At 65.9% G+C, this 14,205-nt stretch carries 5 protein-coding genes; all 5 read right to left on the bottom strand.

What is annotated here, in order from left to right; translation table 11 throughout:
• Window positions 1–79 precede the first annotated feature (79 nt).
• From LQ249_RS15315 to LQ249_RS15295, 5 genes are read right to left on the bottom strand one after another with little or no spacing between them, the layout of a single operon-like run.
• The gene (locus LQ249_RS15315) at window positions 80–1,774 is read right to left on the bottom strand and encodes an ABC transporter ATP-binding protein (RefSeq protein WP_232565577.1); all 1,695 of its coding nucleotides are present in this window, start codon (window positions 1,772–1,774) and stop codon (window positions 80–82) included.
• Window positions 1,771–3,498 (bottom strand): ABC transporter ATP-binding protein, encoded by a 1,728-nt coding sequence (locus LQ249_RS15310; RefSeq protein ID WP_169881076.1) that lies wholly within the window; start codon window positions 3,496–3,498, stop codon window positions 1,771–1,773. Before LQ249_RS15310 ends, LQ249_RS15315 begins: the two co-directional genes overlap by 4 nt.
• Window positions 3,495–4,544, bottom strand: coding sequence for a Gfo/Idh/MocA family oxidoreductase (locus tag LQ249_RS15305; protein WP_046383436.1), 1,050 nt, complete (start codon window positions 4,542–4,544; stop codon window positions 3,495–3,497). The genes LQ249_RS15310 and LQ249_RS15305 overlap by 4 nt, the downstream gene beginning before the upstream one ends.
• Window positions 4,541–9,862, bottom strand: coding sequence for a non-ribosomal peptide synthetase (locus tag LQ249_RS15300; protein ID WP_232565576.1), 5,322 nt, complete (start codon window positions 9,860–9,862; stop codon window positions 4,541–4,543). The genes LQ249_RS15305 and LQ249_RS15300 overlap by 4 nt, the downstream gene beginning before the upstream one ends.
• On the bottom strand, window positions 9,859–14,130 hold the full coding sequence (locus tag LQ249_RS15295) for a non-ribosomal peptide synthetase (protein ID WP_232565575.1): 4,272 nt from the start codon (window positions 14,128–14,130) through the stop codon (window positions 9,859–9,861). The genes LQ249_RS15300 and LQ249_RS15295 overlap by 4 nt, the downstream gene beginning before the upstream one ends.
• Window positions 14,131–14,205: the final 75 nt, after the last annotated feature.

The following is a 14,205-nucleotide window of genomic DNA, read 5'->3' as shown; positions in this document are numbered from 1 at the left end:
TGCCCAGCCTCTTTATCGATAATAATTCGCATTAGTATCGTTTAAACGAACGCTGCGACTTTTCGATTAAGGGACTTTTTCAATGGCTGCCCGGCAGGTTTTGCTCGACGAACTGCGCATACCAGCGGTGCGTGGCCAGCAACTGCTCATGACTGCCGCAGCCACTGACGCTGCCGCCTTCCAGCACCAGGATCTGATCGGCACCGCGCACCAACGTCGGGTTGTGCGACACCAACACCACGGTGCGCCTGCCATGCAGCGCCTGCAGGCTGCGATTGACCCGTGCTTCGCAGCGCGCATCGAGGCTGGCGGTGGGTTCGTCAAGCAACAGGATCGGCGCCGGGGACAGCAGCGCGCGCGCCAGGCCGACCCGTTGCCGCTGGCCGCCCGAGAGTAATGCGCCGCCCGGCCCCACCTCGCTGTGCCAACCTTGCGGCAGGCTGCTGAGCACCTCATCCAATGCAGCATCCTTGGCGGCGTGTTGCAGTTGCGCAGGCGTGGCTTGCGGCCGGGCCATGCTGACATTCCACAGCAGGCTGCCGGCAAACAGCCCGCTGTTCTGGAACACTTGCGTGAGGTGGTTGGCCAAGGTGTGTTCGCTTAGCTGGCGAATGTCCACCTGGCCGAGTCGTACTGCGCCGGTCTGCGGGTCCATGCCACGCCCCAGCAAGGCCAGCAGAGTACTTTTACCCGCGCCCGACGGACCGACAATCGCCGTGAACGTTCCCGGCGCGCAATGGATGTCCACATCCTTGAGCAACTGCTCGCCGCCTTCGCCGCAGATATTCAAGCCTTGCCCTTGCAAACTCGCATCCTGAGGCTGCTCTCCGGGGTGCGGGCTGTGCAGCGTCGGCATGGCCAACACCGTGAGCACTTGAGACAACGCCTGCCACGCCATACGTAAAGCCTGGTCCAGGTAAGCCAGTTGCGACAGCGGTTCGATGAAGCGCACCAGCAACACCAACACCGCCACCAACAGCGCGCCGGATAACTGCCCCGCCGCCACCGCCAGCACGCCACCTGCCAACACCAGCGAAAACATCACCTGCACCGCCGCCGCAAAGCCAAGCCCGCTGGGCAACGCGCGGCGGTTGAGACGGTGCGTGGCCTGGTGTTGCTCGTGCAAGGCCTGACGCAACGCCAACTGGCCCTGGCTGGCATCACCGGCGCTGCGGATCAAGGCCTGTTGCTGCGCGAATGTCTGCAACAGCTGCCCGGCGCGACGGTCGACTTGCTGGCGCAGTTGCTCCAGCGCCAGGCTACGTCGCCCGGCCCAACGCAGCAGGGCGAACAACGGCAGATAAGCCAGGGCCAACGCCAGCGCCAAACGCGGTTCAATAAAGATCAGCCCCAGCACCACCATCGTCGGCGTCACCAGCGCCGTTACCAGCGGCGCCAGCAAGTGCGCCGGGATGCCCATGCTGTTGAACACCGGCCCGCGCACCAAGTCTTCCAACTGGCCCTGACGCGCCAATGGCAAGCGCGGCAGCTGTTGCACCAGTTGCGAGACCAGGCCGGCCGCCAACCCGGCTCCCGCCAGATAACCACGGCGCTGGGCAACGTAGCTGACCAAGGCCTGCAACAACGTCAGCCCCAGCAACAGCAGCACACTTGGCTGCACACTCTGTTGATCGAACCAGGCCAGTATCAGCGGCACCAGCGCCAACCCCGCCAAGCCATCCAGCACGGCGGCCAGTAGCATCCACCCCAGGGCGCCGCGCAGTACGCGCCGGGCCTGGTCGGGCAAATGACGCAACGGCGAAAGTACACTCATGACACGAACTCCAGTTGATCGGCCGTCGACATTTGCTCGTCCCACAGCTGGCGGTACAGACCGTCCACGGCCAACAACTGTGCATGACATCCGCGCTGCACAATGCGCCCTTCGCAGAGCACCAGGATCTGCTCGGCATGGGCGATGGTTTCCAGGCGATGGGCGATGATCAGCCGCGTGCGCCCGGCCGCGTCGTCACGCAGTGCAGTACGCAAGGCGCGCTCGGTCTGCGGGTCGGTGGCGGAGGTGGGTTCGTCGAGCAACATGATCGGCGCCCGCGACAGCAGCGCCCGCGCAATCGCCAGGCGCTGCAATTCGCCGCCGGACAGCCGCACATCATCGTCCACCACGCTGGCGTAGCCCTTGGGCAACCCCATGATCCAGTCATCCAGGCAGGCCGCCTTGGCCGCGGCGCGAATCTGTTTTTCACTGGCGTGCGGCTGATACAGGGCGATGTTTTGCGCCAGTGACAGGCGCAATGCCCCCGCCTGCTGAAACACCAGCGCCAGATGCTGCTGCAATTGGCGGCTGGCGATCTGCCGAACATCCACCCCGCCCACGCGCACATGCCCGCTGTCGACGTCCATAAAGCGGGCGATCAAACCGGCCAAGGTGCTTTTTCCCGCGCCGGACGGCCCCACCAGCGCGGTGGTAGTGCCCGGCTCCAGGCGCAGGTTGATCGCCTTCAGTACCGTGACATCACCCTGGGAGAAGCTCACATCGAGCATCTCCACGCTGGCGTCCCGAGGCGATTGCGGCGCGTCGGGCTCGATCAACGGCGGTGTACTCAACACCTCCTGTAGGCGTCGGGCACTTGCGCGCGCGTTGTTCAGCGCATCAAAGCCGTGCCCCAGCGCCAATACCGGCGCCGCCATGGCGCGCACCAGCAGCAAAAAGCCGCATACCTGCACGGCGCCCACTTCGCTCACGCCGATAAATAGTGTGCCAAGTACCACCCAGGCCAACAGCCACGGTGCGCTGAGCAGGACCTGGATCAGCGCAGCAAGATGACCGGCGCGGCTCACCCAATGGCTGAAGCGCTGATCAAACTGCTGCACCGCCTCTTGCACACGGCGATGAATGCCCGCGCTGGGAAATTGCCGGACCAGGCCCAGGTTGCCGGCGAACTGGCTGTAGTCGCTGAACAACCGCTGGATTGCGCCATTGCGCTGGGCTACGTCCTCGCGGTAATGCGCCGAGCCCAGGCGCCAATAGCCCAACACGCCCAATGCCAACGGCAGCAGGCACCAGAGCGCCAGGACACTGTTGCTCCACAGCAGGTAGGCCAGGGTGGCCATGGGAATCAACAGCAGGTTGACCAGGTCGGTCGGCGCATGGCCCACCAGTTGGTGCAAGGCCCGCACATCCTGCTCGGCGTAACGGGTGACGCCCTCGGGCCCCAGCCGTGCAAACCAGCCCAAGGGCAAGCGTTGCAGATGCTCGGCCAGGCGCACGCGCAGACGGTCACACAGGTCGGCGTCCACCTGATGGGTCAGGTGCAAGGCCAGGGTCTGGCCGCACAACCACAGCGCTGACGCCACCACCGCCACCACCACCCAGTTCAGTGCCGAAGACGCCAGCGGCGGCGCCTGGCGCAAGCTGTCCGCCAGTTGCGCCAAGGCTATCAGCGGCAGCAGCGAGCAGATCCCGGCGACGGCCTGCAACGCGATCGCCGCCCCTAAGCGCGCACGGAAAGGACGCAGCATTTCGCTCAAGTGGCTCATCGGACGTGCTCCAATGCCTGGGCCAGGCCGGCCGCCGGTAACGTCAGCGACGGCTGCAGCGGGAACCCGAGCGCCGCCGTCACCTGTTGCCATAGCCTCACCACTTCCAGGCTGCGCTGTTGCAGGCGCGCCAGCCCCACCCCCGTGATCAGCGGTTGCAATGCACTGGCCGCAGCTGTCGGCCAGACGCGGCGGTAAACCTGCGCCCAATCCGCCGCCGCGGCCTCCAACACTTCGGCGCACGGCAGCGGCTCATCGGCCTGCGGCCCAAACAGGTCGAACACCCCGTCGGCATCTTGCACCGGCGCACGCACGGCCGGCAGCCACAGCAACGGTCCGTGGGGCGAGGCCAACAGCAACGTGCCGCTGTCAGTGGCGATGCTGATGCGCTGCAGCCTCTGCATGCGCCCGTCATCATTGGCGGCCAACTCATTGAGCACGCGCAACGACACCGGCACTTGCGCCATGACCAGGCTGATATCCCGCCAGGCCGACAGCGCCGGTGCCACGCAGTCCACCGACCATGGGCCTACCGATTCCAACAGCGCCGCCAGCACATCGAGGGTCGCGTAACTCACCTGCACCGCGCAGTCGGCGTCGATATGGCGAATGCCCTGTTGACGATGCAGCTGCCGCGCCAGCTCGATGAACCGCGCCACGCACGGCAACTGCGGGTAGAAACTGTTGAGCAGGCAGCGCCGATGCAGGCGCGCCGCCGTGCTCAGCAAGTCTTGCAGTTCCTGGGGCAGCAACGGGTGCTCGATCAGCACATCAATGCCCCGCTCCATCAGCGCTTGCGCCAAGGCGGGGCCCTGTTCGCCCCTTGCTGCGCCGCCCACCGCCACGCAGGCCAGTTGTGTGTCGGCGGGTACGTGGGCCAAGGCCTCGAAACACGGCACTTCGAGATAGCGAGCCAGTGCGCGGGAGCGACGACTGCCCTGCCCCAGCACCCCGACCAGTTCCAGGTGCTTGGCCGCAGCCACACCAACGGCGTAGAACTGGCCAAAGCGCGAGCCCACCACCAGGGTTTTCACAGGCATAGTCATGGGCGTTCCTCCAGCAAGTAACGACTCAGCCCGGCGTTCAAGCACTCGAAGTGATTGCCGCGCAGGGTCTGCACAGTCAGCGGCGCCAACGACGCCGCCTGCCACCAGGCCTGCAGAGCGGCCTGGTGATCGGGGATCAACGGGTTGGCGACACTCGGCACAAACAGGCGGATGGCGCCCACATACGGCGCGCCGTCGCTGTAGTGGCTGGCGCGCACGGAATGAGCGAACACCCGATACAACTGCTCATCGGCAATGCCCTTGGCCGCCGCCAGTACGCGGGATTTGAGCGCAGTGGCGTCCAGACCCAGGTGTTTGTCGAGCAACTGTTCAGCCGCCGGCAACCCCAGTGCAGCGGTGTCCAGCCCCAGGGTGCCGGCGAAGCTGTAGAGCATCTGCACTTCATCCTCCACCAGGTACGGAATGCGGTAGCTCGATACGATGTCCACCCGCCGCACCTCGGCGCCCAATTGCAGCAGGGCCTTGGCCAGCTCCAGCGTTACCAGCCCGCCGGAGCAGTAGCCCAGCAAGTCGAAGCGGCGCCGGCCGCTGTCCCACAGCGCCTGGGCATAGCGTTTGCCGAGGGTGGCGTTGATATGCTCCGGCGGCAGGCTCAGGTAATCGCCGCTGTCGTGCACCGCCAATCCCAGCAACGGGCCGCTGCCGGCCAGTTCGGCGATCAACCCGCGATACGGCAGCAGCGTGCCGAGTCCTTCATGCACCAGCACCCGCGCTGTGCCTTCACCCGCGGCCAGTTCCGTCAGCGCATCCACCCGCCCGCGCCCACCCAACGGCGCACGGCGGGTGTCCGTGGAGGGCACCACTGCGGGGGCTTCACTGCTCGACTCACTGCGCAAGCGCTGGGCCAGGCCTTCCGGGGTCGGCTGGCTGAGAGCCCAGCGCAACAGGCGGTCGAAGGGTTGCGCACGGGCCAATGGCTCTTGCTCGCGCAAGCCGGCGATCAATTGCGCGATCAGCAGCGAGTCACCACCGGCGCCGAAGAAATCCTGATCCGCCGACACCCCACTGCAATCGAGTACTCGCTCCCAATGCGCGATCAAGCGCTGCACCAGCTCATCCGCCACTTCCGTGCGCGCACGGCGTGCCGGTTCGAGCTGGCGCTGCTCGGCTTGGGTGGTCAGCGCGCGGCGGTCAATCTTGCCATTGGCGGTGACCGGCAAGCGGTCGAGTATCCGCACCTGCGCCGGCACCATATAACGCGGCACGCGCTCGGCGATGAAGGCCAGCAACGTCTCCTGGCTCAGTAATGGCCGGTCGGTTTTCACGCGTGCGACCAACAGGTCGTAGCCCAGCAGGTGCAGCACACTGTCGGCCGACGCCAGCGATTCGGCCTGGTCGCCCGCCTCGCTGTTCAGCCACGCCAGCCACTGGTCCGTATGCACAAACAGCTGCCCGGAGGTGGCGCGCACGTCCTGCGGCGTCTCCATCATCAGGCTTTGGCTGATGCTGATTTCGCGGTGTTCGCGGGTCAGTTCCTGGATCACCAGCCAGGCATCGGCTTGCAGCAATTGGCGTAACCCGGCGAGCAGGCGCGGTGTATCCAGGGCGTTGTTCAATGCGCCGGAGCTGAGCAGCAGGTCCAGGGACCCCGCGGCAAGCCCTTGTTCGCAGGCGGGTTTGTTCATGTCGAACGGCATGAAGCGCACCCACGGATACGCGGCAAAGCGTTCGCGCGCAGCGTTAAGGAAATAGCTCGACACGTCGGAAAACACATAGTCGATCTGCACCCCGTCCGCCACCAACGGCGCCAGCGCGGGGATGATCAGCGCACTGGCGGCACCGGTGCCGGCGCCCACTTCCAGGATGCGCCAGCGGCGCTGGCTCTGGCGCGCAACGATCGCGCAAACCGCCTCGGCCATGGCCCGATGCAGCACTTGGGCATGCTGGCCACGGCTGTACATCGCCTCGGCAATATGTGCCGAGCCCTGCGGGAACATCAGGCTTGCCGGGCTCAGGCGCCCGTCCAATTGCTCGGCCAGGCGGGTCGCGCTGGTGCGCAGGTAATCGACCAATTCCAGCGGCCAAAGACCGCTCGGCGCCAGACGGGCGAACTGTGCCCAGGCATCGTCCTGACTCAGGTCAGCCGTGCTGACCTGGCAGCGCCAACTGTCATTGTCCGCACACAGGTAGCCGCTGTCGGTCAACAACGTCAGCCAATGCCGCAACAGGCGATGCTGACCGGCGTCGAGTTGCAAGGCCTGGCACAGCGAGTCGAATGCCACGGACTGCCCCGGGATCAGCAAGCCACTGCCGCCCAACCAGTGCAGCAACGACACATCCGCCGCCCGATCCAGCGCCGCCAGTGCCGCTTCGATGGCGGCGCGCGGGCCGAAATCCGCGTGTTCAAGGGTGTGGCGTGCCTGGCGCAGGACTTCGTCCAGCTGCGTGCTCAGGTGAGGCGCAGGCGCATTGGTGTGCAGGGTGACGAAGCTGCACAGCGAACGTTCGTGACGCTCGCCGAGCAACACCGTGGTACTCGCGGCGATCTGCGGATGGGCCAGCCAGCCAGCGTCGATTTCCGCCAGTTCGATGCGGTGACCGCGAATCTTCACCTGGTCATCCTGGCGCCCAAGAAACTCGATCAAGCCTTCCGCGTCCAGGTAACGCCCCTGGTCACCCGTGCGGTACAGGCGACGCCCGCTGGCATGGGTGATAAACCGCTCGGCGCTGCGTTGCGGGTCTTCGGCATAACCCAGGGCCAGGCCGAGTCCGCCGATATGAATCTCACCACGCACACCCACCGGGCACTGGCGGCCCAGCGCGTCGAGCACTTCCAGGGTCTGGTGCTTGAGGGCCCGGCCGTAGGGGATGCTCGGCAAGGCCGTATCTTCGGCACGAATGGGATGCTCCACCGACCAGATCGCCGCTTCGGTGGCGCCGCCCAGGCTGAACAACTGGCTTTCGGGCCAGCGTTGCCACCAGCGCGTCGGCAGCGTGGTGGGAATCCAGTCGCCGGACCACAGCACACAGCGCGGCCCGGGGATTGCGCCGGGCTCGGTCTCCAGGTAATCCACCAGCATCTGCCCTTGTGCGGGCACCGAGTTCCACAAGGTGATGCCGTGTTCCTGCATCAATTGCGCCCAGTGCGAAGGATCGGCGCCGCGCTCGGGGTCGGGCAGCACCACCTGCGCACCGACCGCCGTGGCGCCGAAGAAGTCATACACCGACAAGTCGAAACTCAACTCTGCCAGGCCCAGCACGCGGTCATCGACGTTCACCGCGTAGCGCTGGTTGATGTCATCGAGGGTGTTGACCACCGCGCCATGGCTGAGCATTACGCCTTTGGGCGTGCCGGTGGAGCCTGAGGTGTAGATGATGTAGGCCAGGTCCGCGGCCTCTACCGCCAGCGGCTCACGGGGTGGCCAATGCGGGTCGGCGGCAAGCGTATCGATGGCGATGCGCGGAAGTTCAAGGCTGTCCGGCCATGCCTGGGCTTGCAGGACAATCACCGCGGCAATCCCCGCGTCGCGCAGGATCGCCTCGCGGCGCAAGGCCGGTTGGCGGATGTCCACCGGCACATAGGCCGCGCCCATCTGGGTAATGCCCAGCACCGCCATCAGTTGCCAGGCGCTCTTGGGCAGCATCACCGCCACCCGCGCGCCCGGCTGCACGCCGAGCGCTTCAAGCGCCTTGCGCACCGCGGCGGCATGCTGGGCGACCTGGCGATAGCGGTAACGGCCGTCGCGGTCACTGATCACAAGGGCATCCGGAGTCCGCCGCGCCTGTTGGGCGAAGCCGTCGGCGATATTGCGCGCTGGGACGCTGGCGTGGATCGGCGGGTTTGCCTGCTGCGCGGGCAGCACGATATCGCCACGCGCTTGCCACAATTGCGGGTCGCAGGCCAAACGTTGCAGCAAGTCGACGTAGGCTGCGAACATCTGCGCGGCCATGCCCTCGGGCAACACGCCAATGCGGACATCCCAGCCGATCTGCAAACCGCCGTATTGGTCGCTGACCTGGCAGTCGATCCACACTTGCGGGGTTTGGCTGATCATGTAGCTGGGCGGCTGCAACACACGCCCGGCATCGCCGAGCATGCGTTCGACGCTGCCGATGCCACTGGTGAACACCACCGGCATCAGGTCGGCGCCACGCCCTCGCACACGGGCCAGTTCGCGCAGTACCTCAACGCCGGTGAAGCGGCTGTGATCGAGGTCATCGAACAGCTGCGCGCCGATACGCCGCGCACGCTGGACAAAACTGGCGCCCTCGGTGCCGTCCACCGCGAGCAGGCTCAGCGCGGTGAAGTCCCCCACGACCCGGTCCAATTGCGGGTGCAGGTTCGGCCGGTTGAGCACGGTGAGGTTCAGGCAAAAGTCCGGGCTTTGGCTCCAGCGCCCGATCACCTCGACAAACGCGGCCAGCGTCACGCCCGCCGCGCTGAGGCCTTGAGCGCTGGCAAGGGCGCACAGGGCGTTCCATTGTCCGCTGCTCAACACGCCATGGTGGTGGGCGAAACGCGTGGAGCCCAAGCCCGCGTGCTCGCTCAGCGGCAGGTCCGGACGCCCGGGCAGGCTGTCCAGGCGCGCCAGCCACCACGCCTTGTCGGCGTGCCAGGCGGTGCTGCCGCGCGCTTGCTGTTCGTGCTCGAGGTAGTCGCGAAAGGTTGCTTCCAGCAATGGCCAGTGGCGCGTCGGTTCCAAGTAGCGCTGGGTGAGTTCTGCCAGCAGCAGTTGCAGGCTGGCGTAGTCGAACAAGGTGAAATCCACCGAGCAATGCAGGATTGCCTGCTCGCGTCCCACGCTCAGTTCGGGCAGCAGGATCGGCCATTGATCGAGCGCATGGCAGGCATGGTCCAGGCGCTTGCGCACGCTGTTCAGGTGCGCCTCGAACGCCTCGGGGGTGGCGTCGCGGCGGTCATGCACCGGCAGCTGTTGCCATGGCACCTGGGCTTGCACACGTTGCTGATGGTTATCGACCACCGCGCGCAGCATCGGGTGACGTTGCACCACGGCGTTCCAGGCCTGTTCAAGGTGTCCGGTGTCGACGTTCGCCGGCCACGGGTATTCGACATACAAGTGGCAAGCGTTGCCGCCATAGTCAAAGGCCGGGTTGCGTCCCAGTACATAGGCGCCCTGTACCGCGCTCAAGGCGAAGGGTTGCAGCGCCTGCTCCGGCTGTGCGCGCCATTGTTGGGGCGCAAGATGCACCAGCAGCGCTGGCCGCTGGGCGCGAATACGCTCCGCCAGGGCTGAGTCCAATGCGCCTTGCGGCGCGCGAAAATGCAGCTTGCCGTCAGTCGCCCAGAGTTCGATCTGGCGTTCACGGCAGATGTGCAGCACATCATCCAGGCTCATAACACGCCCTCCTCGATAGCCACTTCGCCGCTGCGCACCAACAGCGCGGCCATGCCTGCCAATGTCGGCTGCAGGTAGAAATCGCTCATGCGCAGGCTGGCGCCCAGTTGTTCACGCACGCTGGCCAGCAGCCGGGTCGCCAGCAGGCTGTCGCCGCCCAGGCTGAAAAAACTCGCCTGGGCGCTGCGCACCGGCCGTCCCAGGATGGCCTCCCAGCACGCTGCCAGGGGCTGTAGCTCGGCACTGAGTTCGCCGTCTTCGTTGTTTGCCGGTTGCCTGCGTTGCAACGCGGCGCTGAGGCTGGCGTGCAGGCGCGCGCGGTCGATCTTGCCGTTGGCATTCAGTGTCAGGCGCGGTACGGACCACAGATGCTCGGGCCGCATCGCCTGGGGCAAGCGTTGTTGCAGCCATTGGTCGAGGCTTTCAGCGGTCAGGGTTTCATCCGCCGCACGCGCACTCAACAGCAGCATCGCGGGGTTTTGCCACAGGCATTCCAGGTGGCGAAAACCGCTCTGGCCGAGCAGGTGCGCCAGTTCGGCAGCGTCAGGCAATACCGGTGCGCGCTCATCCAGCAGCGCCGCGCTGACCAGCCGCAACGGCGAGTCGCGCAGCAGGTCGGCCAGCAACAGGCGGCCTTGCGGCTTGAGCAGTGCCTGCGCCAGATTCAGCCCATCGCCGGGCTGAGCATAACTGTGCAAGGCCGCGAAGCTGATCACCACGTCGTACTGTGACCAGTGTTCAGCGGGCAGCACGCCCTCCACCAGCAGTTGGCTTGCCACGCGCCGGCGCTTGCCCACGCTGGCCGCCAGCAGGCCGGGGCTGCTCTCGAACAAGGTCAGTTGCACGTCGCGCGAACTCGCATGGTTCAGCCATTGCTCCAGCAACTGCCCGCCGCGCACATCCAGCACCGCGACTTTCAGCGGTGTGCCGCGGTGTTGTTGGAGCGCCTGGCTCAGGGTGTCCAACACCTGGCGGCCCGCCGGCAGGTTCAACGCCATGGCCTGCGGTGCCAGCAACGGATCGAACAACACTTGCGAGGCGCCGTCTTCGGTGCGCAACAGCACCTGCAAGGCACCGACCATGCGGTGCAGATCCGCCTCGCGCCACCCTAAGTGCGCCAACGCGTCGTGCAGGCTGAGCGACTCGACATGCTCGGCCAGCCACTCGCGCCACGTGTCGAGCAGGGCGCTGGGCGGCGGGTCTTGCAGCAGGTGGCGCAACAGCTGCGCGGTGACCTGGTGTTCTGCGGCCAAGGTGTCGTCGAGCATCGAGACGGCCGGCAACGCCTGCGCCGATGCAGATTCAGGGCTGATCACCACGGCCGCGCCGAGGCTGCCTTTCAAGACGGCGGCACAGGCGCTTTCAACCCGTGGGTGGGCGGTGAGCGCCGCTTCGATTTCCCCCAGTTCGATACGCTGCCCGCGCAGCTTGACCTGCTGGTCCATGCGCCCGAGAAACTCAAGGGTGCCATCGGCCCAGAAGCGCCCGCGGTCGCCGGTGTGGTACCAACGCCCGTGCTCATCACTGCGAAAGCGCTGTGCGGTCAGCAGCGGGTCATTGCGATACCCCCGCGCCAGGCTTGCGCCACCGATCAACAGTTGCCCGATCACCTGGTCCGGCACATCGCGCCCGGTGGCGTCCACCACCCGATACGCCTGGCCGGCCAAAGGCTTGCCATAGGGAATCGACGGCCAGTGGTCGGGGACCTCATCAATGCTTTGCAGGTTCGACCAGATACCCGCCTCGGTGGCGCCGCCCAGGCCGTACACGCGGCACTGCGCGGTGGCGTGGCGCCGCAGGCGTGCGGCGAGGTCGAGGGCAATCCAGTCGCCCGACAGCAACACCGCCCGCAGGCTTCGGTAATCACAGGCATCGGCGCCGACGCCCAGGGCCATTTCCAGCAATGCCGGGGCCGAATTCCACAGGCTCACGCGGTGTTCGGCGATCAGTTGCGCCCAACGCGCCGCATCGCGGGTTTCTTCAGGTTGCAGCAGCACCAGGCGAGCGCCCTGCCCCAGCACGCCAAACAGGTCGTACACCGACAAGTCGAAATCCAGCGCCGACACGGCCAGCAGGCAATCATTCGGTGTGACCTGCAGTTCGGCCTGCACCGCGTCGATCGTGTTGATTGCGGCGCCATGGCAGACTTCAACCCCTTTGGGAATGCCGGTAGAGCCCGAGGTGTAGATCACATACGCGCTGGCGCGCGGCGATAGCGTTTTCGGCGCGGCCAATGGCGCGGACTGCTCAAGCACCGCCGGGTCAAGCCATTGCAGCGCGTTGCCCGGCGGCTGATCGGCAATCACTCGGGTGATGCCCGCAGCCGATTCGATCAGGCTGCGCCGCGCAACCGGCTGTGCGGTGTCCACCGGCACATAGCAACCACCGGCCGCCAGCACGCCGAATACCGCGGCGATCTGGCGAGGCCCACGCGGCAGGCAGACCTCCACTGCCTCGCCCTGACGCATGCCCGCCTCAAGCAAACCCGCCGCTATACGCAGGGCTTGGGTGGCCAGATCGTTATATGTCCAGCGTTGCGCGCCGCAGATCAGGGCGAGTGCGTCGGGTTGTCGGGCACTTTGGCGAAAAAAGTCTTCGAGCAGGCCACGCCCCGGCGCCAACGCCGGCAGGCTGTTCTGCTGGTCGCGGCGCGCCTGTTGCGCCAGCGGCAACAACACCGGTTGCGGCTGGTTCCAGTCGCTGTCGGCGAGACGCTGCACCAGCTCGACATAGGCGCTGAACATCGCCTGCGGCACGCCTTGCGGGAACAGTTCGGCAACGCTGTCCCAGGCCAGCAGCACACCGTCCTCAAGCCGATACAGTTGGTGGTCGAGCCACACTTGCGGGGTTTGCGAGAGCATGTCGTGCAGGTCGCCAAACACCTCGCGAAAGCTGGCGGGGACAAAACTCGAATCGCTCAGGTTGCAGGAAAACACCACCGGCGCGGAACGCGGATGACCTTGGCGACGAGCCTCACGCAGCACTTCCAGCGCGGGAAACGCCGCGTGGTCGATGGTGGCGTGCAAATCGCGCTGGTAGCGTCGGGCGCCTTCGGCAAACGGCAACTGCGGCGCGTCTTCACACGCCACCAGCAGCAAGGTGCTGAAGTCGGCAATCACCTGGTCGATGGATTGCTGATCATCGTGACGATCGAACAACGGCACATTGAGCAGGAAGCTCGACTGTTCACTCCAGCGTGCCAACACCGCGTTGAACGCTGTGGCGAACACGCTGGGCAACGTCAGGCCATGGGCCGTCGCCTGGCGTTGCAGGCGTTCGGCTTCTGCGTGACTGAGTACGTAAGCCTGGCGGGTAAACCGTGGCGCACGGATCGATTCCGGGGCACAGGCCAGCGGCAGTGCGGGGCCGTCCGGCAACTGCGCAAGGCGTTCGCACCAATACTCACGATCTCGCGCATACGCCTCTGCGCGACGTTGGCGGCGCCGGCCCAGGTAGTCGGCAAACTGCACGTCCGGCGCGGGCGCAAGCGCGGCCGGCGCCTGATAGGCCTGGCCCAGTTGCGCCATCAACAGGCGCAGGCTTTCCACGTCAACCGCCAGCAGGTCGACACTCAACCACACACGATCACGGCCTTCGGGCAACTGCACCAGGCCGACCAGCAACACCTGCCCCGCGTCCACGGCCAGGCATTCATGCGATCGCCATTCACGCAGCGCGTGCCAGGCGTCTTGCGCAACCGCTTGAGTGTGGTGGCGCCAATCCTGATGGTCGAAAACCGGCAATTGCGTTGCGCCAAGAATGCGTTGGCGGCCGTCGTTGAAACTGGCACGCAACATCGGGTGACGCGCCTGCACGCACTTGACCGCCGCTTCCAGGCGTTGCGCATCGATGCCCTGGCAATCGAATTCCAGCCATGCGTGGCAACTGATATTGCCCAGCACTTCGGCGGGCCCGCGCCCCAGCCAGTACGCCTGTTGCACCGCGCTGAGTTCAAAACTGTCGTCGGCTGCGCTCAACGGGGCGACATCAGCCACCTCCACACGTCGCACCGCCTGGCCATGCAGCAGGCCAAGCCAGGCCGCGAGGCTGGGTTCGGCGCTGAGTTGGGCGAAGTCGACCCGCAACCCATGGCTGCGCAGGCGCTCCTGCAAGTACATCAGGCGGATGGAATCCAACCCGCAGCCCAAGAGGTTTTCCTCATCGCCCAGGCTGTCGATTTCTTCCACGGTAGCGCCCAGCAACTGGGCAAGGTGTTCGATCAGCCATCTGCGCAGTGCGGTGGTGTCTGCTGTTGTCAGCTCGCTCATGAAAAGCTTCCTGTGACCCGTCTAGATAAAGTCCCTGGCTCACCAAGATGGAAGCCATTCTCAATTGGAACTCTA

The organism is Pseudomonas sp. 7-41 (assembly GCF_021233075.1).
GTDB lineage: Bacteria > Pseudomonadota > Gammaproteobacteria > Pseudomonadales > Pseudomonadaceae > Aquipseudomonas > Aquipseudomonas veronii.
This window is presented reverse-complemented; position numbering and strand designations above follow the sequence as displayed.